Annotated in this window: 23 protein-coding genes and 1 tRNA gene; 14 read left to right on the forward strand and 10 right to left on the reverse strand. The window is 67.5% G+C overall.

What is annotated here, in order from left to right:
• Positions 1–19: 19 nt before the first annotated feature.
• Entirely contained in the window at positions 20–1,225 is a 1,206-nt protein-coding gene (locus X946_RS10145; RefSeq protein ID WP_038746625.1) for an MFS transporter, read from the reverse strand.
• Between the two features lie 299 nt (positions 1,226–1,524).
• On the opposite strand from X946_RS10145, the gene X946_RS10150 reads away from it, so the two are divergent.
• The 3 genes from X946_RS10150 (at position 1,525) to X946_RS10160 (ending at position 4,314) form a co-directional block, all read left to right on the forward strand.
• The gene (locus X946_RS10150; protein ID WP_038746751.1) at positions 1,525–2,205 is read left to right on the forward strand and encodes a HugZ family pyridoxamine 5'-phosphate oxidase; all 681 of its coding nucleotides are present in this window, start codon (positions 1,525–1,527) and stop codon (positions 2,203–2,205) included.
• Between the two features lie 383 nt (positions 2,206–2,588).
• Positions 2,589–2,882 (forward strand): H-NS histone family protein, encoded by a 294-nt coding sequence (locus X946_RS10155; protein ID WP_038746752.1) that lies wholly within the window; start codon positions 2,589–2,591, stop codon positions 2,880–2,882.
• A gap of 241 nt (positions 2,883–3,123) precedes the next feature.
• Complete coding sequence (locus X946_RS10160) at positions 3,124–4,314, forward strand: cation diffusion facilitator family transporter (protein WP_038746628.1); 1,191 nt, start codon at positions 3,124–3,126, stop codon at positions 4,312–4,314.
• 159 nt (positions 4,315–4,473) lie between these two features.
• Here X946_RS10160 and X946_RS10165 read toward each other — a convergent pair whose 3' ends face one another.
• The 3 genes from X946_RS10165 to X946_RS10175 form a co-directional block, all read right to left on the reverse strand.
• Entirely contained in the window at positions 4,474–4,932 is a 459-nt protein-coding gene (locus tag X946_RS10165; RefSeq protein ID WP_010107036.1) for an Lrp/AsnC family transcriptional regulator, read from the reverse strand.
• A 90-nt stretch (positions 4,933–5,022) separates the two neighbouring features.
• The gene (locus tag X946_RS10170; RefSeq protein ID WP_038746631.1) at positions 5,023–5,679 is read right to left on the reverse strand and encodes an exonuclease; all 657 of its coding nucleotides are present in this window, start codon (positions 5,677–5,679) and stop codon (positions 5,023–5,025) included.
• Positions 5,676–6,320: an MBL fold metallo-hydrolase gene (locus X946_RS10175; protein ID WP_038746634.1), complete on the reverse strand. Its 645-nt coding sequence runs from the start codon at positions 6,318–6,320 to the stop codon at positions 5,676–5,678. Before X946_RS10175 ends, X946_RS10170 begins: the two co-directional genes overlap by 4 nt.
• Positions 6,321–6,921: 601 nt before the next feature.
• On the opposite strand from X946_RS10175, the gene X946_RS10180 reads away from it, so the two are divergent.
• A complete protein-coding gene (locus tag X946_RS10180; protein ID WP_038746638.1) occupies positions 6,922–7,551 on the forward strand; it encodes a septal ring lytic transglycosylase RlpA family protein in 630 nt (209 codons plus the stop codon).
• Between the two features lie 95 nt (positions 7,552–7,646).
• Here the strand turns inward: X946_RS10180 and rsmI are convergent, their stop codons facing one another.
• Positions 7,647–8,531 carry a 16S rRNA (cytidine(1402)-2'-O)-methyltransferase gene (gene rsmI / locus X946_RS10185; protein WP_038746641.1) on the reverse strand — a complete coding sequence of 295 codons (885 nt, stop codon included), beginning with the start codon at positions 8,529–8,531 and terminating at the stop codon, positions 7,647–7,649.
• Positions 8,532–8,577: 46 nt separating this feature from the next.
• Here rsmI and X946_RS10190 point away from each other — a divergent pair, with 46 nt between their 5' ends.
• From X946_RS10190 to X946_RS10210, 5 genes are all read left to right on the forward strand, one after another.
• Positions 8,578–9,012: a YraN family protein gene (locus X946_RS10190; protein ID WP_038746644.1), complete on the forward strand. Its 435-nt coding sequence runs from the start codon at positions 8,578–8,580 to the stop codon at positions 9,010–9,012.
• A 122-nt stretch (positions 9,013–9,134) separates the two neighbouring features.
• Complete coding sequence (locus tag X946_RS10195; protein WP_038746648.1) at positions 9,135–9,713, forward strand: SIS domain-containing protein; 579 nt, start codon at positions 9,135–9,137, stop codon at positions 9,711–9,713.
• Positions 9,714–9,731: 18 nt separating this feature from the next.
• On the forward strand, positions 9,732–10,532 hold the full coding sequence (locus tag X946_RS10200; protein ID WP_038746651.1) for a BON domain-containing protein: 801 nt from the start codon (positions 9,732–9,734) through the stop codon (positions 10,530–10,532).
• Positions 10,532–10,891 carry a c-type cytochrome gene (locus tag X946_RS10205; RefSeq protein ID WP_038746654.1) on the forward strand — a complete coding sequence of 120 codons (360 nt, stop codon included), beginning with the start codon at positions 10,532–10,534 and terminating at the stop codon, positions 10,889–10,891. Before X946_RS10200 ends, X946_RS10205 begins: the two co-directional genes overlap by 1 nt.
• A 60-nt stretch (positions 10,892–10,951) precedes the next feature.
• Positions 10,952–11,027: transfer RNA gene (locus X946_RS10210), tRNA-Ala, on the forward strand.
• Between the two features lie 176 nt (positions 11,028–11,203).
• On the opposite strand, the gene X946_RS10215 is transcribed toward X946_RS10210, so the two are convergent.
• Complete coding sequence (locus X946_RS10215) at positions 11,204–12,610, reverse strand: amino acid permease (RefSeq protein WP_038746658.1); 1,407 nt, start codon at positions 12,608–12,610, stop codon at positions 11,204–11,206.
• A gap of 524 nt (positions 12,611–13,134) precedes the next feature.
• On the opposite strand from X946_RS10215, the gene X946_RS10220 reads away from it, so the two are divergent.
• Positions 13,135–13,452 carry a hypothetical protein gene (locus tag X946_RS10220; RefSeq protein WP_038746661.1) on the forward strand — a complete coding sequence of 106 codons (318 nt, stop codon included), beginning with the start codon at positions 13,135–13,137 and terminating at the stop codon, positions 13,450–13,452.
• A gap of 888 nt (positions 13,453–14,340) precedes the next feature.
• Here X946_RS10220 and X946_RS10225 read toward each other — a convergent pair.
• The 4 genes from X946_RS10225 to X946_RS10240 are packed head-to-tail and all read right to left on the reverse strand — an operon-like array spanning position 14,341 to position 18,379.
• Positions 14,341–15,144, reverse strand: a complete 804-nt coding sequence (locus tag X946_RS10225; protein ID WP_038746664.1) for an ABC transporter ATP-binding protein — start codon at positions 15,142–15,144, stop codon at positions 14,341–14,343.
• Positions 15,137–16,195 (reverse strand): FecCD family ABC transporter permease, encoded by a 1,059-nt coding sequence (locus tag X946_RS10230; protein ID WP_038746666.1) that lies wholly within the window; start codon positions 16,193–16,195, stop codon positions 15,137–15,139. Before X946_RS10230 ends, X946_RS10225 begins: the two co-directional genes overlap by 8 nt.
• Positions 16,192–17,298: an alpha/beta hydrolase gene (locus tag X946_RS10235; protein ID WP_038746669.1), complete on the reverse strand. Its 1,107-nt coding sequence runs from the start codon at positions 17,296–17,298 to the stop codon at positions 16,192–16,194. Before X946_RS10235 ends, X946_RS10230 begins: the two co-directional genes overlap by 4 nt.
• Before the next feature lies 1 nt (position 17,299).
• A complete protein-coding gene (locus X946_RS10240; protein WP_235364011.1) occupies positions 17,300–18,379 on the reverse strand; it encodes an ABC transporter substrate-binding protein in 1,080 nt (359 codons plus the stop codon).
• A gap of 361 nt (positions 18,380–18,740) precedes the next feature.
• Here X946_RS10240 and X946_RS10245 point away from each other — a divergent pair, with 361 nt between their 5' ends.
• From X946_RS10245 to X946_RS10260, 4 genes are all read left to right on the forward strand, one after another.
• Complete coding sequence (locus X946_RS10245; protein WP_226383092.1) at positions 18,741–19,604, forward strand: helix-turn-helix transcriptional regulator; 864 nt, start codon at positions 18,741–18,743, stop codon at positions 19,602–19,604.
• 177 nt (positions 19,605–19,781) lie between these two features.
• On the forward strand, positions 19,782–21,899 hold the full coding sequence (locus X946_RS10250) for a TonB-dependent receptor domain-containing protein (RefSeq protein ID WP_038746675.1): 2,118 nt from the start codon (positions 19,782–19,784) through the stop codon (positions 21,897–21,899).
• A 61-nt stretch (positions 21,900–21,960) separates the two neighbouring features.
• The gene (locus X946_RS10255; RefSeq protein ID WP_052145049.1) at positions 21,961–23,166 is read left to right on the forward strand and encodes an isochorismate synthase; all 1,206 of its coding nucleotides are present in this window, start codon (positions 21,961–21,963) and stop codon (positions 23,164–23,166) included.
• Positions 23,163–24,797: a (2,3-dihydroxybenzoyl)adenylate synthase gene (locus X946_RS10260; RefSeq protein WP_038746678.1), complete on the forward strand. Its 1,635-nt coding sequence runs from the start codon at positions 23,163–23,165 to the stop codon at positions 24,795–24,797. Before X946_RS10255 ends, X946_RS10260 begins: the two co-directional genes overlap by 4 nt.
• Positions 24,798–24,807 lie beyond the last annotated feature (10 nt).

Here is a 24,807-nt window from a genome sequence, read left to right on the forward strand (position 1 = left end):
CGGGCAGGCCTGCGCCGGATCAGACCTTCAACCGGGCCAGCACCTTCGGCGCGACGATCGCGACGAGCGCCGCGCACAGCGCGACGATCGACAGCCCGGCCGAAAGGTTGGCCGCCTGTGCGACCGCGCCGATCACGACCGGGCCGAACAGCAGTCCGAAGTAGGCGAGCCCGGCGACGTGCGCGAGCCCTTCGGCCGCGTGCATGCCTTCGACTCGCATGGCGGCGGCGAACAGCACGGGCATCATGTTGGCAAGGCCGAGGCCCATCAGCGTGAAACCCGCCAGCGCGACGACGGGATACGGCAGCGCGAGCGCGCCGATCATGCCGACGCACGCGAGCGTTGCGCTCGCGCAGACGAGCTGCGGCGCGCCGAAGCGCGCGCGGACCGCGTCGCCCGCGAAGCGCGCGGCGGCCATGCCGCCTGAAAACGCCGCATAGGCGGCGCTCGAGAATGCCGGCGTCGCGCGGACGACGTCGCGCATGTAAACAGTCGCCCAGTCGTACATCGCGCCTTCGGCGATCAGCGCGACGAGCGCGATCGCGCCGAGCGCCCACAGCGCGGACGAGCGCCAGCGGTTCGCGCGCGGGCCGCCGTGCGCGGCGGCGTGCGGCACGTGCGGCAGCACGGCCGGGCAGGCGACGACGAGCACGAGCGCGCTCGCGAGCGCGGCGAGCGCGAGGTGCGTGGCGCTCGCCATGCCGCCCGACAGCAGCGCGCCGCCCGCTGCGGCGCCCACCATCCCGCCGACGCTGAACATGCCGTGCAGCATCGACATGATCGGCCGCTCGAACGCGGATTCGACGGCGCTCGCCTCGGCGTTCATCGCGATGTCGAGCGTCGCCATCGAGAAGCCGAACAGCGCGAGCACCGCGAGCAGCAGCGGATAAGTCGGCACGACGAGGATCAAGGCGCTGCACGCGGACATCGCGAGGCCGCCCGTCAGGCACGCGGTGCGCGATCCGACGCGCGCGATCCAGCGCGCATTGGTCGTCATCGCGACGATCGATCCGATCGCGACCGCGAGGAGTGCGAACGACAGCCTCGCGGGCGACAGCGCGAACGCGTCGCGCACCGTCGGCACGTGCACGCCCCACGACGCATACATCATGCCGGCGACGAAGAAGAGCGCCATCGTCGCCGCCCGCGCGCGCTGGCGGGCGGATGACGGAAGCAGGCGATGAAAGGAGGCGGGCGAAGCGAGATGGGGCGACTGGTCGGACACGAAAAGCTTGGCGGACGGGGAAAATCGGGCGAGCGCGGCGCGCGAAGCTTACGCGGCGCTTAACGAAAACGGCGGCGAATCCAAAAGCAGCGGCGATTCTAGCGGAGTGCAGAGCATCCTGCTTGCGCCTGCCGGGTTGCGCGCGACGCGCCGGCGAGCGCATGCTTGGCGTGCGCTCGCCGGCTTGGCGGCGCGCGCCGTTCGGGCCCGCGGCGATCGCCGCCGCCCGCGGCGTTTCCGGCCCGCACGGCGGCGACGCCGGTCCGAACGCGCCATTCTTGCAAGCAGGGACCACGCACGTGAACATTTCCGCCGACTTACCGCTTCATCTGCTTCACCGCAACGCGCTCGGTACGCTCGCGACGCATTCGCGCGCGCCCGAAGGCTATCCGTATCCGACCGTGGTGCCGTACGCGGTCGACGCGCGGCACCGGCCGGTCGTGCTCGTGAGCGGGCTCGCCGAGCACACGCGCAATCTCGTGGCCGATCCGCGCGCCGGATTTCTCGTCGTCGACGGCCTGGGCGACGCGGCGGGCGCATCGGACGGCGTGCTCGAGGCGGAGCGCGCGACGCTCGTCGGCCGTTTCGAGCCGGTCGACGCCGATCCGCATGTCGCCGCGCGCTATCTGCGCTATCACCCGGACGGCGAGCGCTATCTCGCGCTCGGCGACTTCACGTTCTGGGCGCTCGCATGCGATCGGCTGCGCTATATAGGCGGATTCGGGCGGATGGGCTGGCTCGACGCGACCGAGCTGGACGGGCTCGCGCCCGTCGGTTATGACGAAGAGCGCGCGCTATGGGACGAATACGATGCGTCGCGAGAGCGGCGCGCGGGCCTCGAATTGCTCGGCATCGACCGCTACGGCGCGGACTGGCGTTTGAACGGCTCGAGGCGGCGCACGCCGTTCGACGCGCCGAAAATGGACGCCGAAGCGCTGTCGGCGGCGCTGCGAGAGGCTGCCGCCGTTTCGCTCGAGTAAAGCGGCGGCTCCGATTATGAGCGATTCCGCACATTGTGAGCGTATTAAACGAGATAAGGCGGCGGCCGCGCTTTCAATCTGCGGAACCTTTCGTTTCATGAAAACTTCTAATTCGATCGCCCAGGGCAATTGCGCAATTTGCGAGCTTAAAATATGTACTGAATTCAGCCAATCCAGTTGTAAGACTGGCGATAATTGCAAATGAAGCGGATGCTGGTCAATTTGAACAATCAAATCACAAAATACAACATTAATTTTCGGCGATGCGGTATTCACCGAATTCTTTTTTGTGCTAACCTTCGATCCAATTATCCGAGGCATCGTTAGTTTAGATGGCAAGCCGACCGAAGATCGGTGCCATTTGGTCAGATAAAAGGGAATTTATGTCTTCTTACAAGGACCTTCTCGCTCAGCGAGAGAAGCTGGAGAAGCAGATCGAAGAGGCCAAGTCGCGCGAATACGCGGAGGTATTGAGCGACGTCAAGCAAAAGATCGCCGATTACGGTTTCTCGCTCGTAGAACTCGGTCTCGGTCGCGGCAAAGCTGGAAAGGCGGGGCGGCCCCGCGCCGGTGTCGCGGCGAAATACCGCGATCCGGAATCCGGCGCGACCTGGTCGGGCCGTGGGAAGCCTCCTCGCTGGATTGCCGGCAAGAATCGCGAGCAATTCGCCATCTGAGCGCAACCTGCCTGCCAAACACAAAAGGCCACGCCCCCTCGAGGGGAGCGCGGCCTTTTGTGTTTTTGGTATCGGCCGCCGTGGCCGGCATTTGTCATAGAAATGTCATGTTTAGCGGTAAATGAAAATGCGTTGCGTTTTCATAAGCGGTTGATTTTGCTTGATTTTTTTGCCTTCGTGCCGAGCGCTTTCAAGTTCCGCTTGATAGAATTGCGGTGTCTTTCGCCGCATTCGATATTACATGTCTACTTTTTCAAACGACGACCTGGCCTCGGAAAAGCAGGCCGTCGCTCGCAAGAGCACGTTCGTCAGCATCGTGCTCAATGTGATTCTGGCGACACTGCAAGTGGCCGTCGGCGTAATTGCGCATTCCCAGGCTTTGATTGCGGACGGCGTCCACTCTTTGTCGGATTTGGTTTCCGATTTTGTGGTACTGCTCGCGAACCGGCATAGCGGCGCAAAACCGGACGCCGATCACAATTACGGCCATAGCCGTTATGAAACGGTTGCTTCATTCTTTCTCGGCGCGATCCTGATTGCGGTCGGCGTCGGGATGCTGTGGCGCGCGGGCGACCGGCTCGTGCATCTCGAGGATATCCCGCCCGTCCATGCGAGTGCGCTCGCGGTCGCGGTCGTCGTGCTGCTGTCGAAGGAGGGGCTGTTCCGCTACATGCTGCGCGAGGCGCAGCGCGTGCGCTCCGCGATGCTCGTCGCGAACGCGTGGCACGCGCGCTCGGACGCCGCGTCGTCGCTCGTCGTCGCGATCGGCATCGTCGGCAGCCTCGCTGGCGTGCGCCTTCTCGACCCGATCGCGGCGGCGATCGTCGGCTTCATGGTCGCGCGGATGGGTTGGACGTTCGGCTGGGATGCGCTGCAGGATCTGTCGGACCGCGCGCTCGACGAGAACGCGTCGGCCGAGATCCGCGCGCTCATCGTGTCGACGCCCGGCGTGCGCGACGTGCACGATCTGCGCACCCGCAAGATGGGCGATTCGGCGCTCGTCGACGCTCACATCCTCGTCGATCCGATGATGTCGGTCTCGGAGGGGCACTACATCGCGGAGGCGGCGCGCGCATGCGTGCTGACCGACCGGCGCGTGCTCGACGCGCTGATCCACGTCGATCCGGAGCACGACGTCGCGCGCCGCGCGGTGCTCGATTTGCCGCCGCGCGAACAGATCGAGGGGCAGATCGAGACGGCGCTCGACAAGGCGGGGCTGCGGGCAGGCGCGATCAACCTGCACTACCTCAGCACGGGCCTCGAAATCGACATCACGCTCGCGCCGGATGCAAGCTTGGAACGCGCGGGCGACGGCGATCCGGTTGCTCGTTTGGACATCGAAGCATTGAAGCGCCGGTTCGGCGCGCGGCGCCTCGGCATTTCGCGCGCGCTCGCGTCGAGCGACGCGGCGGCCGCCGGCCGGCCGCACTGAGCCGGCCGGGGCGGCAAGCAGGCAAAAAGGGCTCACCGGGGCGCGCCGACACGTCGGCGCGCGCTGCTCGGCGCAAACGCAAACGGCCAACACAAACATCAAACGGCAAGCGCATGAGCGTCGCACGAGAACGCACGCGCGACGGCGCGTCCCAACGCGTCAGAGCGGCAGTTGCGTATCGAACTTGATCTCGCGCAGCACGACGCTCGTGCGCACTTGCGACACGGCGGGAATCTTGAAGATCCGCTCGTGCAGGAAGACGTCGTAAGCCTTGATGTCGGGGGCGACGATCTTGAGGATGTAATCGGCTTCGCCTGTCGTGCTGTAGCACTCGGTCACTTCGGGGCAGGTCGCGATTTCCCGCTCGAACTGTTCGACGCCGCCTTCGTTGTGGCGGGTCAGGTGGACGTGCGCGAGCGCGCAGATATGGAGCCCGAGCTTCTCGCGATCGAGGAGGGCCGTGTACCGCTGGATCACGCCGGACTGCTCCATGTCCTTGATGCGGCGCCAGCACGGCGTGCTGGAGAGGCCGACCTGATCGGAGATCTCCTGCACGGAGCGGCGCGCGTCGAGCTGCAACAGGCGAAGGATTTTTTGCGAAAAGGTATCGAGGGTCACCTGCGCCTCCAAAGCGGCTACAACATTTGGCAATGGTAGAGGCGGGTGAAAGGAAAGGCAATCCGAAGGGCTTGAAACGAGCGAGATTCGCTAATTTCTCGGGCCGTCGGCGGCATTTTGTGCTGATTCGTCAGCTTCTTCGGTGGGCGGCGCCGACGCCTTCGCCGCCTGCATCGCGCGCAGGTCGGCGAGCATGTTGCAAAAGAGCGCGCCTTGCTCGATCGCGTCGTCGAGCGCGACGTGCGTGTGCGGATGATCGTCGAACCAATGCTTCGGGAAGCGCGGCTTGATCGCCTTGCGGTACGGCAGGCCCGTCATCGCGAACGCGAGCGTCTTGATGTCGAGCGCCGACCACGAGAACGGGCAGCGGCCGGCGAAGCGCATCATGTACCAGAACATGAACGTGAAATCGAAGCCCGCGGGCATCGCGACGAACACCGGCTTGCCGGGCAGAGCCTCGACCCATTCGACGTACGCGACGAGCGCCGTCTCGGGCGCCTGCAGGTCGCGCCGGCACGCGGCCCATGCTTCGGGCTGCGTCTTCCACCACGCATCCTGCACCGGATGCGGCGCCGCGCCCGGCAGCAACTCGAGATTCGCGGAGAACGTCGCGATCAGCTGCTTGTCCTCGGTGAACGCGGCGGACGCGAAGCTCAGCATCGAATGCGGGCCCGGGATCGGGCCGTCCGCCTCGACGTCGGTGCTGACGTAGATCTCGCGGCTCGGAACCGTCGGCGCGGCGCTCATCCCGCCACCCCGTCTGCAACGAACGGATTCGTGCGGCGCTCGTCGCCGAACGTCGACGCCGGGCCGTGGCCGGGCACGAACGTCACGTCGTCGCCGAGCGGCCAGAGCTTTTCGCGGATCGAGCGGATCAGGTCGGCGTGATTGCCGCGCGGGAAATCGGTGCGGCCGATCGAGCCGGCGAACAGCACGTCGCCGACGATCGCAAGCCGATGCGCGCGGCTGAAGAACACGACATGGCCGGGCGTGTGGCCCGGGCAGTGATAGACCTCGAGCGTTTCGTCGCCGAACGTGACGGTGTCGCCGTCGTCGAGCCAGCGGTCGGGCTCGAACGCCTCGGCGGCCGGAAAGCCGAAGCGCTCGCTTTGCATCGGCAGCTTCTCGATCCAGAAGCGCTCCTCCTCCTGCGGCCCCTCGATCGGCACGCCGTAATGCGCGGCGAGCCGCTTCGCGCCCGCGCAATGGTCGACGTGGCCGTGCGTGAGCAGCACCTTCTCGATCTGCGCGTTCTGCCGAGCGGCTTCCTGCTCGATCAGTTCGAGATCGCCGCCGGGATCGACGACGGCGGCGCGTCCCGTTTTCTCGCAGACGAGCAGCGAGCAGTTCTGCTGGAACGGCGTGACCGGAATGAGCGTGACTTTCATGGGGCGAGCGGCGGCTAAAAGCCCAGATTGTACTGGCCGGGCGGATTGCTCGCCGCGCGCGGCACCTTTATGCCGATTGTTTCGATCATAGAGAGAATCAATCGCTCACCCCCCCTGTTTTTGAGGCGGCTGTTTTCGTTTATGTATAATGCGGTCCAGTGTGCGTGGAAGACCACGCCGTCAGTGGGTGTTCGGAACCCGTTTTTGGTTTCCGTGACGCCGTCAATGCAAATGCCCGCCGGGGGTCCGGTGGTGCATCTAGTACCGATTCGTCGGTGCTCACGTCTTGTCCGGCCGGGCGCAACGCGTCCGCTGCGGCCCAGCTGCCGCGACGCCGGATGAGGCCTATGCCGCCGTTCCTGCGAGTTTGAGTCTACGACGCGCACGAACGTGGAAGCCATGTTCGATTGGCGGCATGTGGGGTCTGGTCAGGCTGCCGGGGACAGGTTGCGCCAGACGTGAAAGCTAATCAGGACCGGTTGCGGCAGAACGTGAGCCGCGCCAAATGCTGAGCCGCCCGCGCGCGAGCGCGATCGGGGCATGCATGTCCGTCCGGGTCGCATTCGTAGCAGCGCGGCCCGTACAAGCAGGCGACACGTCGATGAGATTTCGATTACCGAGGCAGCTCGGGACTCTAGTTGTATTTTTCGCGCTGACAGGCTGCGCGGTGCCGCCGAACGCACCGTCCGCCGAACAGGCGAAAAGCGCCGCGTCGAAGGACGCACTGCGCACGGCCGCAGCGGGCGCGGCCAACAATAAGGATACGGCGGGCGCACCGCTGAACTTCGACACGGCGCTCGCCTCGATGCCCGCCGCCGGCTCGCAAGATGCGTCGCGCCAATCGCTCGCCGACGCGAAGCCGATCGACGCCGCCGACGTCTCGGATTTCCGCCAGACCGGCCGGGCATCGTGGTACGGCAAGGGCTTTCATGGCCGCCGCACCGCGAACGGCGAACGCTTCAACATGAACGAACTCACGGCCGCGCATCGGACGCTGCCGCTCGCGTCGTACGTGCGCGTGACGAACCAGACGAACGGCAAGTCGGTCGTCGTGAAGATCAACGATCGCGGCCCGTTCTCGCGCGGCCGGATTCTCGATCTGTCGTACGCGGCGGCGAAGGTGATCGGCCTCGTCCATGCGGGCACCGCGCGCGTGAAGATCCAGGGCCTGTCGCCGGAACAAGCGCGCGTCGCTCGCGACGAGATGCTCGCGTCGAACGCGGCGAAGTAACCGCGACGAACGCACCGCATCGGCCGGACGGCCGACTATCGAACGCACGTGAAAAGGGCCGCTTCGCGCGGCCCTTTTGCTTTTGCAGCGAATCCTTACTCTTCTTCGTTCTTCAGCGCGAGCGCACGCGCGTACAACGTGTTGCGCGACGCGCCCGTCAATGCCGCGGCGAGCTTCGCCGCGCTCTTCACCGGCACTTCGTCGAGCAGCAATCTGAGCAGCGCATCGTGCGCGGTTTCGTCGGCGGCGCGATCGTCCCGCGGCGCGCCTTCGACGACGAGCACGAATTCGCCGCGCTGTCGGTTTGCGTCGGCGCGCAGCCACGTCGGCCCTTCGGCCAGCGTGCCCTCGAACAACTCCTCGTGTAGCTTGGTGAGCTCGCGCGCGATCAACAGGCGCCGCTCGCCGCCCAGCGCCGCCGCGAGCGCTTCGACAGTCTCGACGATCCGGTGCGGCGCCTCGTAGAACACGAGCGCATACGGATGAGCCTTCAGCGCCTGGAGTGCCGCTTCGCGCTGCTTCGGCTTCGGCGGCAGGAAACCCGCGAACGTGAACGCGCCCGCCCAGTCGCCCGCGACGCTCACGGCCGAGGTGGCCGCGCTCGCGCCCGGCAGCGGGATCACGCCGAGGCCCGCGGCGCGCACCGCGTCGACGAGCTTCGCGCCCGGATCGGAGATGCCAGGCGTGCCGGCGTCCGACACGTAAGCGATCCGCTCGCCCGCGCGCAGATGGTCGACCAGCTTCGCCGCGGCCGCGCGCTCGTTGTGCTCGTGCACCGCGACGAGCGGCTTCGAGATCCCGTAGCGGGCGAGCAACTGGCCCGTGTTGCGGGTGTCCTCGGCGGCGATGCGATCGGCGAGCGCCAGCACGTGCAGCGCGCGCAGCGTGATGTCGGCGGCGTTGCCGATCGGCGTCGCGACGACGTAGAGGGCGCCCGTCGGATATTGCTGCGCCCGCGCGAGATCGAGGAGGGAAGTCATGACACGAAAGGCGCCCGCACGCGGCGCAAACGAAGGAAGCCCCGCATTGTGCCATGCGCGCGCGGCGGGGCAGCAGACGCGCGGCGCCGAAGCCGTGCAGCGCGACAACTTTTCCGCGGCGGCCGGGTCCAAGCGCGTCGTCGGCGCCGCGTTCGAGACGCGTGCGCTGCGCTTCCTCGAGCGCGCGGGGCTCGCGCTCGTCGCGCGCAACGTGACCGTGCGCGGCGGCGAGATCGACCTCGTGATGCGCGAGCGCGACGGCACGCTCGTGTTCGTCGAAGTGCGCGCGCGCACGAGCGCACGCTACGGCGGCGCCGCGGAGAGCGTCGGCGCGCGCAAGCGAATGCGGCTCCTGCACGCGGCGCACGTGTTCTGGGCGCGCACGGGTGGCGCGAGCGCGTGCCGCTTCGATGTCGTTGCATTCGAACGCGGCCGGCTCGTGTGGCTGCGCGACGCATTTCGCGTCGACGACGCGGGCTAGCTTGTGTCGAGATGTAAAGAGATGCGGCGACGCTCGGGCGGCGAGTGCGGAGTGCGGTAAACTCGCCGCACTCACGATGCCGCGCGACGCAGACCACGCGCGCAGTACCCGATTAGGAATCGATGTCAGTCGAACGTATTCAGCAACATATCCGCGACAGCGCGGCGCTCGCTCACGAAGCGCTCGATGCGCTGTCGCTGCCGATCGCGGCGGCCGTCGACGCGATGTTCATGGCGCTCGCGAACGGCAACAAGATCGTCGCGTGCGGCGACGGCCCGTCGGCCGCCGCGGCCGAGCGGCTCGCCGCCGCGCTGATCGGCGGATTCGAGCGCGAACGGCCCGGCCTGCCGGGACTCGCGCTCCACAACGAGGCGGGCCGCCCGGGCTCCACGGCCGATGCCGATCAGATCTTCGCGCAACAAGTGCGCGCGCTCGGCCAGACGGGCGACGTGCTGCTCGTGCTCGATCCGCTTGGCGAATCGCCGCGCGTGCGGGCGGCGGTCGAGGAGGCGCGCGAGCGCGAGATGATCGTCGTCGCGCTGACGGGCCACGGCGGCGGGCGCCTCGGCGCGTCGCTCGCCGACACCGATATTCAGATCTGCGTGCCGTCCGAGCGGGCGGTGCGCATTCAGGAAGTCCATCTGCTGACCATCCACTGCCTGTGCGACGGCATCGACGCGATGCTGCTGGGCGAGGATTGATTCGAAGGAGAGCCGTCGATGAGTAACAGCCGCGTCAGACAGACGCTAGTCAGAACCACGCTCGTGATCGGCCTGTCGGCCGGCCTCGCCGCGACGCTGCAGGGCTGCGTGCTCGCGGTCGCGGGCGCGGCGGCGGGCGGCGGCGCGCTCGTCGCGACCGATCGCCGCACGCTCGGCGCGCAGACCGAGGATCGCGAGATCCAGGTGAAGGCGCTGACGCAGATGAACAACGGGCTGCCGGACGGCTCGCACACGAACGTGACGGTGTTCAACCGCCGCGTGCTGCTGACGGGCGAAGTGCCGAGCGACGCCGCGAAGCAGCGCGCCGAAGAGATCGTCCGCGGGATCAACAACGTGAACGCGATCGTCAACGAGCTCGCGGTCGGGCCGGCGAGCTCGCTGTCGGACCGGGCGAACGACTCGTACCTCGAAGGCCGCGTGAAGACCGCGATGATCGCCGAGAAGGGCATCTCCGCGAACAACTACAAGGTCGTGTGCGAGCGCGGCAACGTGTATTTGATGGGCCTCGTGACGAGCGACGAAGGCAATCGCGGCGCGGACGTCGCGAGCCGCGTGCCGGGCGTCGAGAAGGTCGTCAAGGTGTTCCAGTACATCAAGCCGCAGGAAGCGGAGGCGCTGACGGCGGCGACGCCCGCGAGCGGCGCGTCGGCCGCCGCCGCGCCCGCGACGGCGGCCGAAGGCGCGACGGTCGGCGCGGTGCCGGATTCGAGCGTCACCGCGACGCCGCTGCAAGCGCCCGCGCCGGTCTCCAATTCGACGAACGTGCATCCGGGCAATCCGAAGGCGGGGACGCCTTAATGGTTGCGAAGTATGCGAAACGGGTGATGGGCGGCGCGGCAGCAGTCGTCGCGGCGTTCGGTTGCGCGATGGCGAGCTTGCCGGCGCATGCGGATGTCGGCGACGGCCTGAAGGTTGCGCGCAGCAATGCGTGCATGGGGTGCCACGCGGTGGATCGCAAGCTCGTCGGGCCGTCGTTCCAGCAGATCGCCGAGCGGTACAAGAACGACAAGCAGGCGGAGCCGAAGCTCGCGAAGAAGGTGAAGGACGGCGGCTCCGGCGTCTGGGGCGCGATCCCGATGCCAGCGCACCCGCGGATGAGCGACGCCGACGTACGCTCGGTTGTCCAATGGGTGCTGGCCGGTGCGCCGTCGAAATAATCGGTGCAAACCTGTTGCCAAGCTCAGATGGCGTGATGTATGATCGTCGGCTGTTGGTGAGGGGCGGTAGCTCAGCTGGGAGAGCGTCGCGTTCGCAATGCGAAGGTCGGGAGTTCGATCCTCCTCCGCTCCACCAAACGGATTCAAGGGCTTAGCCGTAAGGCTAGGCCCTTTTTATTTGCTCGATCTATTGATTCGATCGGGATCATCAGATCGGGAATTCCTCGGGGTGAGCAGCGGCGAGCCGAATCGCACATCGGCTCGCGCATCCGGATGCCGTCAATCCGTCGCGCGCCGCTCACCGCGAGTCAATTACCCCTGGCCATACCTCCGCTCCAGCGCAGCCGACTTCCCGCCCTCCGGCTCGAGTTTCAGCACGTAATACAGCACGACCAGCAACACGAGCCAGGCCGGCCCGACATAAAGCGCAATCCGCGTATCCGGAAAATAGGCCATCAACCCGACGACGAGCACGAGAAACGCCAGCGCTACCCAAGACCCATACGGCCAGAACGGCATCCGGAACCGCAGCGCACGCTCCTCCGCCGGCGCGAGGGTTGCGCGAAACTTCATCTGCGTGACGAGAATGACGCCCCACGTCCAGATCGCCCCGAACGTCGAAATCGACGTCACCCACACGAACACCTTCTCCGGCACCAGGTAGTTGAGCAGCACGCCCACGAGCAGCGCCGCCATCGAAACGAGAATCGCCCTGCGCGGTACGCCGCTTGCCGTCGTCTCGCCGAACTCGCGCGGCGCGTGGCCTTGCTGCGCGAGGTTGTACAGCATGCGCCCGGTGCTGAAGATGCCGCCGTTGCACGACGAAAGCGCCGCCGTCAGCACGACGAAGTTGATGATGCCCGCGGCCGTCCTGATGCCGAGCCGCTCGAACGTCATCACGAACGGGCTGCCTTGCGTGCCGATCTCGTTCCACGGGTAGATCGACAGAATCACGAAGAGCGCGCCGCCGTAGAACAGCAGGATGCGCCAGAACACCGAGTTGATCGCGCCCGGAATCGTCTTCTGCGGATTCTCCGCTTCGCCCGCCGTCAGCCCGATCATCTCGACGCCGAGGTACGCGAACATCACCATCTGCATCGACATCAGCACGCCTTGCGCGCCGTTCGGGAAGAAGCCGCCGTGCGCCCAGAGGTTCGAGACGCCCATCGGCACGCCGTGATTGCCGATGCCGAATGCGATCATCGCGATGCCCGCCGCGATCATCAGGACGATCGTCACCACCTTGATCAGCGCGAACCAGAATTCGAACTCGCCGTACGCCTTCACGGTGAGCAGATTCACGGAGCCCATCGCGGCCAGCGCCGCGAGCGCCCAGATCCAGCGCGGCACGTCCGGAAACCAGATGCCCATGTAGATGCCGACCGCCGTGATTTCGGCGATGCAGGTGACGAGCCAGAGGAACCAGTAGTTCCAGCCCGTCAGGTAGCCGGCGAGCGGCCCGAGGTAGTTGCGCGCGTAGCGGCTGAACGAGCCGGCGACCGGTTCGTGCACGGCCATCTCGCCGAGCGCGCGCATGATCACGAAGATCACGGCGCCGCCGATGATGTATGACAGGATGATGCCGGGGCCCGCCATCTTGATCGCGTTGGCCGAACCGAGGAAAAGGCCGACGCCGATCGCCGCGCCCAGCGCGATCAGGCGCATCTGCCGTTGCCCGAGCCCTCGGTGTAGGTCGGCTTCGTGACTTCGTTTCTGCATCGTGATGTCTCCTTTGGGGGTTTGTGATGAAATCGATCACGCACGCGTCGGCATCGTGCGGCGCGCGCACGCGTCTCGCATCGTCGCGACGACGGCGAACAGATGTGGATCGGCTGAGCGAAGGCGTGCGTGCGCCGCTTCAGGCGCGCGCGGTGCCCGCGTCTCGCTTGCGTGAGCCGGCGTGACTCAAATGGAAGAGGGAACGGACGACGCGGGGCGCATCGCAGCGCGATGCCGGCGGGCGCGATCGGCGCTCGGGCGCGAGGGTGGGCGTGATGCGCGCGTCTCGGTTCGCGCGGCAAATCGTCGGATGCATCGAGCGGTGTCTCCAGCATGCATGAACAGATGCTCCTCGGTCGGAGTCTGGTATTTGGCGCTATGCTAGTGGCTGTTCGCGAGTGGATGTTCCTGTATTTGTCTTAATTTTAGAAAAAGAAACTATGGCCGCGTGACCGCGCATCGCCGTGCACGATGCGCCCCGGGCGCGTGTCCCGTTCGAACGACGACATTCACGGAGTCCGATCATGCCGATCGACAGCGGTTGGGTTGCGTCTACAGGAGTGCCCGCGGCCATCTACCTGTTCTGTCTGGGCTATGCGCTTTTTCGCGCGTTCGGGCCGCGCCGCTCGCGTTATCCGAAACTGATGCGCTTCTATTCGATTGTTTGTGCGTGCGCGATGCTTTTCGGAATGCTCGTGACGATTGGCGTCACGATTCGTGCGAGCGACGCATCCGCGCTTGCGTCGCTCGGAGCCACGATTACGTTCATCGGGATCGTCGGCGTGTTGATCGGTGGCATGTGCGAAGCGACCGTGTCGTTCGGCAAGCGTTGGGAGCGCTGAGCCGGCCGCGCGTTTCACGCGCGTTCGACGGAGCGGGCGGGGCTGGATGTCGTTTGTTCTGGCCAGTCGAGAAACGAATGTCGGCTAACATTCGCAACTAACAAGCAGAGCATTTAAAACCCGCCCAGTGTCGCGATTTCCCCGTTTTCGCTACCTGCAAACGTCATTCGTCCGCAAAGGCATGCCGCATGTTCAACAGAAGACGATTCGATTGAATCGAACTTGCAACACGGGAAGCGGCGGGCCTGCGCCGAAAGAGTTATCCACCCCAAGCTCTGGAAATCCTCGGGATAACTCGTCACCCTGCCTGTGGACCATATCTTGATAAGGCGAGCCGTGCTTAAAAGCGCGTCGAAGTTATCCTTCGCTCGTGGCGGATATTCACGCTCAGTCGATATGGTTATGGAATCGATGTCGCTCTGATGTATCAGGGAAAACCCCGGTTTTCCACAGGAATGAGTCGCCTTTGTTAACTCTTACTACGTATACATACATAAATTAAAAGAATTGAAGACGCAATGCACAGCGAAGCCCGTGTCGATCTCGAAAGCAGTCCACAAGCCACGTTGAACAAGCGCATGAAGAAAGGCATGCAAAAGACTGTGCCCAAGCGAATCCGCGAATCAAGGGAAGCGAATCGACGCGTCGTGGCGCGGCGCGCGGAATTCAGGCGAGTTCGCCCCGCTTTGCGGCTGGGTTTGGGAAAACCGCGAGCCGGAGCGGTGGTTTTGTGCGATGGCTCGCGCTGCCCCGGTCCGCCGCCGCGACTTACGCGCGGACCGGCGCAAATTCGGAAGAGGGAGAATTCGACGCGAACGGACCCGGCATGCGCGAGCACGTACGCCGGGCGCATGGCGATCGACATCGCGTCGTGAACGGAAATTGCGCTTATCGGTGCGCCATCCGGGCGCCGGCATCCGGAACGGCCCGCTCGACGAGCACGATGTGTTCGCCGTCGGCCATGCGTTCGACTCGCGCATCGACTCCATACGCGCGCCGCAGGCTCGCCGGCTCCAGCACGTCGGACGGCAAGCCGTCCGCCAGCACGCCGTCGGGCCCGAGCAGCACCATACGATCGCAGAAGCGCGACGCGAGATTCAGGTCGTGCATCGCGACGACGACGATCGCCGCCCGGCGGCCAGCCGCGTCGCGCATCGCTTCGAGCGCGAGCAATTGCCAGCGCAGATCGAGCGCGCTCGTCGGCTCGTCGAGCAGCAGAAGCGGCGTGTGCCGCACCAGCACCTGCGCGAGGCCGACCATCTGGCGCTGGCCGCCCGACAGGCTGTCGAGCGGCTTCATCGCAAGCGGATGCAGCCGCAGTTGCTCGAACACCGCGTGCAGCCGCGCATCGTGCTCGGCGCTCGACAGCCCGCCGCACGTCGCGCGCAGCGCGCCGCTCACCGCCTCGTAGACGAGGAGCGTCGACGCTTGCGGCAGCGTCTGCGGCAGATAGCCGACGCGCCGCATGTGCTCTCGGCGCGAGCCGCGCAGCAGATCGACGCGGCCGAGCGACACCGCGCCGCGCGCCCGCACGAGCCGCGCGATCGCGCGCAGCAGCGTCGATTTCCCGACGCCGTTCGGCCCGAGCACGGCCACCATGCAGCCCGGCTCGATCGGCCGCAGCGCGAGCGAATCGAGGATCTCGCGGCGGCCGTACGCGACGCTCAGGTTGTCGATGCGCAGCTCAGCCATCGCGTCTGCGCCGACTGATCAGCGTCATGAAAAGCGGCACCCCGACGAGCGCGGTGATGATGCCGATCGGCAGCACGAGGCCGCTGACGAGCGTCTTGCTGAGGATCGACGCGCCCGAGAGCATGATCGCGCCTGCGAGCATGCCGCCCGGCAGGTAATAGCGGTGATCGTCGCCGACGAGCAGCCGCGCGATGTGCGGCCCGACGAGCCCGACGAAGCCGATCGTGCCGACGAACGACAGCGCGGTGGCCGACAGCAGGCTGATGCGCACGAGCGTGACGAGCCGCAGCCGCTCGACGGCGATGCCCATGCTGCGCGCCTGCTCTTCGCCCGCACGCAGCGCGGTCATCGACCACACGTGCGTGCTCGCCCACAGCGCGCACGCGGCGAGCACGCCCGCGAGGAGCGCGATCTTGCTCCAGCTCGCGCGCGCGAGGCTGCCCATGCTCCAGAACACGATCTGCTCGAGCGCGTTGCTGTCGGCGATGAATTGCAGCAGCCACAGCAGCGCCTCGAAGCTGAACATCAGGCCGATGCCGAACAGCACGACCGTTTCGGTCGTCGCGCCGTGTCGCCACGCGAGCCAGACGATGAGCAGCGTCGCGGCCGTCGCGCTCGCGAACGCCCCGAGCGACAGCGCGAGGTTCTCGTTCCACACGACGAGCTGCCAGCCGGCGAGCACGACGACCGACGCGCCCACGCTCGCGGCGGCCGACAGGCCGAGCGTGAACGGGCTGGCGAGCGGATTGTTGAGCACGGTCTGCATTTCGGCGCCGGCGAGGCCGAGCGCGGCGCCGACGAGGATCGCCATCAACGCGTACGGCAGGCGTACGTTCCAGAGGATCACGCGCTGCTCGAGCGGCAGGCTGTCGGGCGACAGGAGGCCGGCGACGATGTCGGCGGGCGCGAACGTCGACGGGCCGGTGGCGACGTCGATCACGACGAGCGTCGCGAGCAGGCCTGCGAGCAGCATGAGCGCGACGAGGCGGCGCGCGGCGATCGCGCGGTAGCGCGTCCTGAGCGAGAGCCGGGAGGCGGGCAGCGTGCTCATCCGCGCGAGCCGTCGGAGGCTGCCGTGGCGGGCGCGGTCGACGTTTCGGGCGCCGACGCGATGCGCACCGCGAGCGCCGCGCTCGGCAGCACGACGCTGCCGTGATCCTCGCCGGCGATCACGCGGCATTCGGCGTGCAAGCCGCGCACCGGCTGCACGCCGTGCACGAACTCGCGCGCGGAGCTGACCTGCTTGCGCGCCTGCTGACGGCGCGCGCGTTCGGGATCGGGATTCGGCGCGCCTTCCTCGAGGCTGCCCACGGTGACGAGCAGGTCGACGGGCGTATCGAGCGCCGCCGTGCGTTCGACGAAGCGGTCGCGAAACGGCACGAGCGCGCGATCGCCCCACCAGATCGACGGGCTTGCCGCGACGTAGCGCCGGAACAAGTGCGTGCGCGTGAGCATCGCGTACAGCGTGAGCAGCCCGCCGTACGAATGGCCGAACAGCGTTTGGCGGCGCGCGTCGACGGCGAATTGCCCTGCGAGCCACGGCTGCAGGTCGTGCTCGACGAAATCGAGGAAGCGGTCGGCGCCGGTGCGGATCGCGCCCGCCGATGGAAGCGCATCCGCGTCGTTCGCTCGATCGTCCGCGTTGCCTTCCGACGCGTGCGCGTCGTGCGCGCTGCGCGGGATCGGCGCCGACGCTTCGCCCGCGAGCGGCGCGAGCGTGTAATCGGCGGCGCGCGCCTGCATGTCGTACGACGCGTCGGTTGCATAGCCGAGCGCGACGATCGCCGGCACGTCCGCCGGATCGACGCCGGGCCGCGCTGCGTGATTACGCGCGAGCTGCGCGAACAGATGGAATGCCGCGTTGCCGTCGAGCGCGTACAGCACGGGATGGCCAGCGGGCGGCGCGGGCGGCGGCGGCAGCGCGACGAAAATGCGCCGCCGTTGACCCGCGATCGATACGTCGATCCGGCGGCTTCGCGGCGTCTCGACCGCGGGCGCGTCGGCGAGGCCGGGCAACGCAACGGTGCCGCGGGTGCCGCCGCGAGCCGCGTTCGCCGGCGCCGCGCAACAAGGCAGCGGGGACAGCGAAGACAGCGCTGTGCCGAGCCCGGCGGCCAGCAGCGAGCGGCGCGCCGCGAAAGCGGGTCCGGGCATGTCAGCGCGCCTCGCTGATCCAGTACTCGCCGTTCAACGCGACCGGCTGAAAGCGCGCATACAGTTGCTCGAGCGTGCGCCGCGGATCGAGATCGGCGAACAGTTCGGGATGCAGCCATTTGGCCATCGCCTGCACCGCGACGACGTTGAACGGCGAGTTGTAGAAGTGATGCCAGATCGCGTGCGCGCGGCCTTGCCGGACCGCACGCAGCGGCGCGAGCTGGGGGCGCCGCAGCGCTCGCTCGAGCGAGCGCCGCGCAACGTCGGCCGGCACGCCCGCGCCGAGCGCGATCCGTTGCGGCGTGCTTTGCAGCGTTTGCGCCGAGCCGATCGCCGTGCCGATGTAGACGGACGGCTGGCGGCTCAGCAGGTATTCGGGATTGAGCATCCCATGCTCGCCGGGGACGATGCCCTTCGCGACGTTGGCGCCGCCCGCCGCGTCGAGCAGGCGGCCCATCATGCCTGTCATCGTGTCGCAGCAGTCGGTCGCGAGCCCGACGCGGCTTTCGAGAAACACGGTCGGCGCGGCGGGCCGCGCGGCCTTCAGCCGCTGCCGGACGACGTCGAGCTGCCGCTGCCACTCGGCGTTGAACGCGGCCGCGCGCTCGGGCGAGCCGAACACCCGGCCGAGCACCGCGATGCTGCGCGGCGTGTTGCCGAGCGGATCGTGACGGAAATCGACGAACACGATCGCGACGCCGGCCGCTTCGAGCCGCGCGAGCGTTTCGCGATCGCGCTCGCCGGGGCCGTGGCCGCCGCCCAGTCCGAAGATCGCGACTTGCGGGCGCAGCGCGAGCGCGCGCTCGTCGCTGAAGCTGCCTGCCTGCGACCGGCCGATGCGCGGCACGTTGTCCAGATGCGGAAATTTGCCGCGCCACTGCGCGTAGCTCGCCGGATCGAGCTGCTCGAAGTCGCCCATCATGCCGACGAGCCGGCGGCTCGGATCGCCTTGCTCGGCGATCGCGACCGCGGGCAGCAGGCGTCCTTCGCCGAGCAGCACGCGCTCGACGTTCGCCGGCAGGCGGACGGTGCGGCCCGCAAGATCGGTGACGGTCTGCTGCGCGTGCGCGGAATGAATCAACGAAACGGTCAACCATGCGCAAAGCAGTGACCAAAATCTGCTTGTGTTTCTCACGCTATTCCCGATACGATATAAATGATAATTATTCTCATTTGATTCTAACCGAGATTGCGCCCCCGTAGCCGCGCCCGATGTTTGGCCGAGCAACGGATTGGTTTGCGTGAGCGGCGACGTGCGTCGCCGGGCCGCGGCGTCGAGGGCGCGCGAAGTGCGGGCGGGGCTGAAGAAATTGGATGCGCGCGTAGAAAACCTGTTTCCTTCCGGTCGCCGGGACCATGCGGCGCACATCGCCAAGGTCCGCGAAGTGCGGCCGGGCCTGCGCGTTCATGCGGACGACGCAATCGACGAATTCGACGCGGTCATGTCCGGCCAATGCACGGCGGGGCTGCATCTCGTGCTGCTGCTCGAAGGCGAGCTCGACGTGTCGTACGGCGATCGCCGCATCGTGCTGACGACCGCTGCCCGGCCGCACGTGCGCCCGGCGCCGCCGAGCGGCGGCCGCAAGCCGGCCGGCGAGATGCAGGCGTTCCTCGTCAATGCGGTCGAGCCGGACACGTTCAGCCGGCGCGTCAGCAAGGGCGGCTACGCACGCCGCTTGAGCCTCGGCATCTCGGGCGAATGGCTGCGTCATCTGCAGGCGGCGAGTCGCGCGGCGATGCCCGAGCGGCTCGATTCGCTGCTGTCCGCGCATCTGTCGGTGCGCTTCTGGCAGCCGACGCCGCGCGCGATCGCGCTCGCCGAGCAGATCGTGCGGCCGCCCGCGTATCAGCCGATGCTGCAGGCGATCTATCTCGAAAGCCGCGTGCTCGACCTGCTCGCCGAGGCGCTCGCGCCGCTGCAGACCGAGCAGCCTGCGATGGCGGCGGGCGCGGCGCAGGAGGCCGCGAATCTCGGTTCGCGCGGCTATCGCCGGATGGCCGAATTGCGCGCGTTCCTCGGCAGCGAGGCGGCGCAACAGCTTTCGCTCGACGACATCGCCCGCCAGATGGGCATGAACGCGAACGCGATGCAGCGCCAGTTCCGCAGCGTCTACGGCACCACGATCTTCGATTTCCTGCGCGAAAGCTGCTTGCAGCGTGCGCGGCTCGCGCTCGAGCGCGACGCGATCAGCGTCAAGCAGGCGGCCGCGCTCGCCGGTTACACGAGCGCGGCGAACTTCGCGACCGCATACAAGCGCCGCTTCGGCTTGACGCCGAAGCTCGCGCGCCGCAGCGGTCAGCACTGAGCGTCGCGCCGCGCCCCGCGGCCGGCACGCGGAGTGCGGCGTGCGAGGTACGAAGTGCGGTGACGCATGCACTCGCGTCACGCAAACAACTTCGTACCTTTCACAAATCTATCAACGCCTTTCGTCATTGATAATGGAAATGAGAATCAATTCCATTTGTCGATCAAGAAAGCCGTTATGTCGAGTCATGTTCCAGGCCTTGCGTTGAAGCCGGCGGTCGCCGCCGCCTTGTATTTGATGGGGACGTCCGCCGGATGGGCGCAGCCGGCCGCCGAGCCCGCGCCCGCCGAGGATGCGGCCGCGCTGAAGGCGATCGTCGTCACCGCCAGCCAGCGCGAGCAGGCGATCAAAGAGGCGCCCGCCAGCATCTCCGTCATCACCCGCGAAGACATCGAGGCGAAGCCGTACACGTCGTTCGCCGACATCGTCGGCAAAGTGGAGGGCGTGAGCGTCGTCGGCGCGTCGCCGAACGATCAGGACATCTCGATTCGCGGCATGCCCGGCGAATACACGCTGATCCTCGTCGACGGCCGCCGCCAGAACACGCGCGAGACGATGAACCGGGGTACGGGCGGCGTGCAGAGCAATCTGCTGCCGCCGCTTTCCGCGATCGAGCGGATCGAGGTCGTGCGCGGGCCGATGTCGTCGCTGTACGGCGCCGACGCGATGGGCGGCGTGATCAACGTGATCACGCGCAAGGTGCCGAAGCGCTGGGGCGGCACCGTCACCGCGAGCGGCGTGTTCCAGCTCGAGTCGAATCAGGGCGACACGCAAAGCGTCGATTTCTGGATCGGCGGCCCGCTGAAGAGCGACGTGCTCGGCTTGCAGGTGTCGGGGCGAGGGCTGCATCGGAGCGAGGACGACATCTACTATCCGAAAAGCGCAACGAGCGGCGCGAACGGGCAGCGCGCCGCGAGCTTCGACGTGAAGCTGACCGCGAAGCCCGCGAGCAACCAGGACATCACGCTGAACGCGGGCCACGATCAGTTCAGCTACCTGAGCACGCCGGGCAAGAGCCTCGCGCCTGCGAAGCCGGGCACGGCCGGGACGACGATCGTCGAGACGCGGCACGTGCGCGACTACTGGGGCATTACGCACAACGGCCGCTGGGGCTTCGGCAACTCGACGCTGTCGCTGTATGGCGAGCGCGGCACGCAGGAACAGTGGACGGCCGTCGCGCCGTCGCCCGTGAAACCCGCGATCACCGACACCGTGCTCGAAGGCAAGGTCGAGGTGCCGTGGTGGGGTGAGCGCAACATCCTGACGGCGGGCGCGCAGCACATCTGGTCGCGGCTGTCCGGCGCGGGGCGGCAGGATGCGGTGCCCAAGGGCTACGCCGTCAACTCGGACAGCATCCAGCGCAATTCGTGGGCGCTCTTCGCCGAGAACGATTACTTCTTCAACAGCCGTTTCACGCTGACGACGGGCGTGCGGCTCGATCACGACGAGCGCTACGGCAGCCACGTGAGCCCGCGCGCGTACGGCGTCTATAAGCTGAGCCCGACGCTCACGCTGCGAGGCGGCGTGTCCGCCGGCTTCAAGCCGCCGTCGCTGCGTCAGAGCACGGCGGGCTACTGCATGACGTCGGGCGGGGCGGCGGGCGCGGTGCCCGGCACGCTCTGCGGCAATCCGAGCCTCAAGCCCGAGACGAGCCTCAGCGAAGAGCTCGGCATTCGCTATGACCGCGGCGAGAGCCATGTGAGCCTCACGTTGTTCAACAACCTGTTCAAGAACAAGGTCGCGAGCTACGACTCCGGCGTGGCCGACCCGCGTTCGCCCGGCCGCAACATCTACGTGTACGACAACGTCGACCGCGTGAAGCTGTACGGGCTCGAAATCGGCGCGGGCGCGCGCGTGGCCAAGCAAGTGAAGATTTCGGGCGCGTACACGTTCACGCAATCTCGCCGCGAGGGCAGCGGCGAGAAAGCGTTCGACGGCAGTTCGCTCGACGGCTTCCCGCTCGACAAGACGCCGAAGCACAAATTCAACGTGCAGGTCGACTGGACGCCGACGCCGCGTCTCGATCTCTACGCGAACGTCAACTACACCGGCACCGAATACTGGGCTGCGTTCCGCAACGGCGCGCAAGGCGTGCGCGAACGGCCGTCGACGACGACCTTCGACATCGGCGGCCGCTACCGGATCGACAAGCATTTCTCGGTCAATTTCGCGGTACTGAACCTGACGAATCGGATGGTGCCGATCGACGACCGCACGCGGGCGACCGGCCTGAGCGGCAACTGGCTCGTCGACCAGGGCCGCCGCGTCGCGGTGAGCCTGACCGCGGAGATGTAACGCGCACGCGCCGCGCGACGCGGCGCGTCGATCCAGACGATTCGAATTCGGAGGTCACAACGTGAACGCGATTCCCAAGCCGGAATTTTTATCAGTTATCCAAAATGTGCTCGACGCGTACGAGCCCGACGCGCCGTTTCTCTTCGCGACGCCAAGCCATACGCTGCTCGCGCGAGACGTCGTCGAACGCGTGCCGCATGGCGACGAGCCGCTCGGCGCGCGCGTGCAGCGTGCGCTCGCGCGCGCCCGCGAGCAAGGGCACGGCGATGCGGCGGTTGTCGGTGCGGTGCCGTTCGATGTCGAGCGGCCCGCCGCGCTCAGCGTCGTGCGCGCGATGCGGCGCGGCGGCCCGCTCGCCGACGTAGCGCCGCCGCTCGCCGCGCATCGTGGCGGCCACGACGCCTACGACTACGACGCGCGCGCGGTGCCGCCGGGCGCCGAATATGCGGCGGCCGTCGCGCAAGCAGTCGCGAGCATCCGCGCCGGGCATCTCGACAAGGTCGTGCTCGCGCGTACGCTCGAGCTGACGGGCGCGCGACCGGTCGACGTGCGCGCGCTGTTCGAACGGCTCGCCGCGCGCAATCCGCATGGCTATACGTTCTCGGTCGACGTCGGCGATGGGCGCACGCTGCTCGGCGCGAGCCCCGAGCTGCTCGTCAGCCGCTTTCAGGGCGTGCTGCGTGCGAATCCGCTCGCCGGGTCCGCGCCGCGCAGCGGCGATCCCGTCGAAGACCGCAGGCGAGCGGACGCACTGCTCGAATCGGCGAAGGATCTCGACGAACATCGCGTCGTCGTCGATGCGGTGAAGGAAAGCCTCGCGCCGTTCTGCAAGAAACTCGCCGTGCCCGCGCGGCCGTCGCTCGTCCATACGCAGACGATGTGGCATCTGTCGACCGAAGTCGCCGGCGAGACGAGCGCCGACGCGCTGACGCTCGCCCTCGCGCTGCATCCGACGCCCGCCGTCTGCGGCTATCCGCGCAGCGAAGCGCGCGAGGCGATCCTGCGCGCCGAGCCGTTCGATCGCGGCTTCTATGCGGGCACGCTCGGCTGGGTCGATGCGCGCGGCGACGGCGAGTGGATCGTCACGATCCGCTGTGCGCAAGCGCACGGCGCGACGCTGCGGCTTTTCGCGGGCGCGGGCATCGTCGGCGATTCGGTGCCCGAAGCGGAACTCGCTGAAACGGCCGCGAAGTTCCGGACGATGCTCGATGCGATGGGCGTCGATCGCTCGGCGGCGACCGACGCGATCGCGAGGGCCGCCGCATGACGCTCGCGCATTGGACGCCGTGGCCCGACGACGTCGCGGCCGAATACCGGCGCAAGGGCTATTGGCAGGGGCAATCGTTCGGACAACTGCTCGACGCGCTTGCGCAACGGCACGGCGAGCGCATCGCGCTCGTCGAAGGCGAGACGCGCTGGTCGTACGGCCGGCTCGCCAGCGAAGCGACGCGCGTCGCGCGCGGGCTCGTCGCGCTCGGCATTCGTCCGCGCGACCGCGTCGTCGTGCAACTGCCGAATTGCGTCGAATTCTTCGCGGTCGTCTTCGCGCTGTTCAGGATCGGCGCGCTGCCCGTCTTCGCGTTGCCCGCGCATCGCAAGCAGGAGATCGGACACTTCTGCCGGCACGCGGAAGCGGTCGCGTATGTCGCGGCGGATCGGCGCGGCGGGTTCGACTACTGCGCGCTCGCGAAAACCGTGCGGGCGGAAGCGCCGACGCTCGAGCACGTATTGATCGTCGGCGACGCGGGCGAGCACGTCGCGCTCGCGGATCTGCGCGACGACGAAACGATCGCGCTGCCCGAAGGCCCCGCCGCGCACGATGTCGCGTTTTTACAGCTATCGGGCGGCAGCACCGGCACGCCGAAGCTGATTCCGCGCACGCACGACGATTACCTGTACAGCATCCGCGAGAGCGCGCGCATTTGCGGGCTCGACGAAACCGGCGTCTATCTCTGCGCGCTTCCCGTCGCGCACAACTACGTGCTGAGCTCGCCCGGCACGTTCGGCGTGCTGTACGCGGGCGGCACCGTCGTGTTGTGCGACGGCGGCAGCCCCGACATCGCGTTTGCGCTGATCGAGCGCGAGCGCGCGACGATCGCCGCGCTCGTGCCGTCGCTCGTTCCCGTGTGGCTCGCCGCGTCGGCGGCGCGACGCGCGGCGCTCGCGAGCCTGCGCGTCGTGCAGGTCGGCGGCGCGCGATTCGACGTGACGCTCGCGCGGCGCATCGAGCCGGAACTCGGCGCGAAGCTGCAACAGGTGTTCGGGATGGCTGAAGGTCTCGTCAACTACACGCGTCTCGACGATCCGCTCGACGTCGTCGTGCAGACGCAGGGCCGGCCGATTTCGCCGGACGACGAGATCCGCATCGTCGACGACGACGATCGTCCCGTCGCGCGGGGCGAAGTAGGCCATCTGCTGACGCGCGGGCCGTACACGATTCGCGGCTACTACAACGCCGATGCGCACAACGCGCGGGCGTTCACGCCGGACGGCTTCTACCGGACGGGCGACCGCGTGCGGATGACGGCTGCGGGGCATCTCGTCGTCGAAGGGCGCGCGAAGGATCAGATCAACCGAGGCGGCGAGAAGATCGCGGCCGAGGAGGTCGAGCATCTGCTGCTCGCGCATCCGGGCGTCGTCGACGCGGCGCTCGTCGCGATGCCCGATCCGTACCTCGGCGAAAGGAGCTGCGCGTACGTGATCGGCGGCGAGCCCGCGCCGCGCGCGGCGGATCTGCTGCGCTTCCTTCGCGAGCAAGGCATCGCCGCCTACAAGGTTCCCGACCGGATCGAATTCGTCGACGCGTTTCCGAAGACGCCTGTCGGCAAGACCGACAAGAAAGCGCTGCGCAGCGACATCGCGAACCGGCTGGCCGCGGCCGAAGCGGCCGTCGGCTGACTGCGCGCGC

Origin of the sequence: Burkholderia sp. ABCPW 111, from assembly GCF_000773065.1 — a bacterium.
Lineage (GTDB): Bacteria > Pseudomonadota > Gammaproteobacteria > Burkholderiales > Burkholderiaceae > Burkholderia > Burkholderia savannae.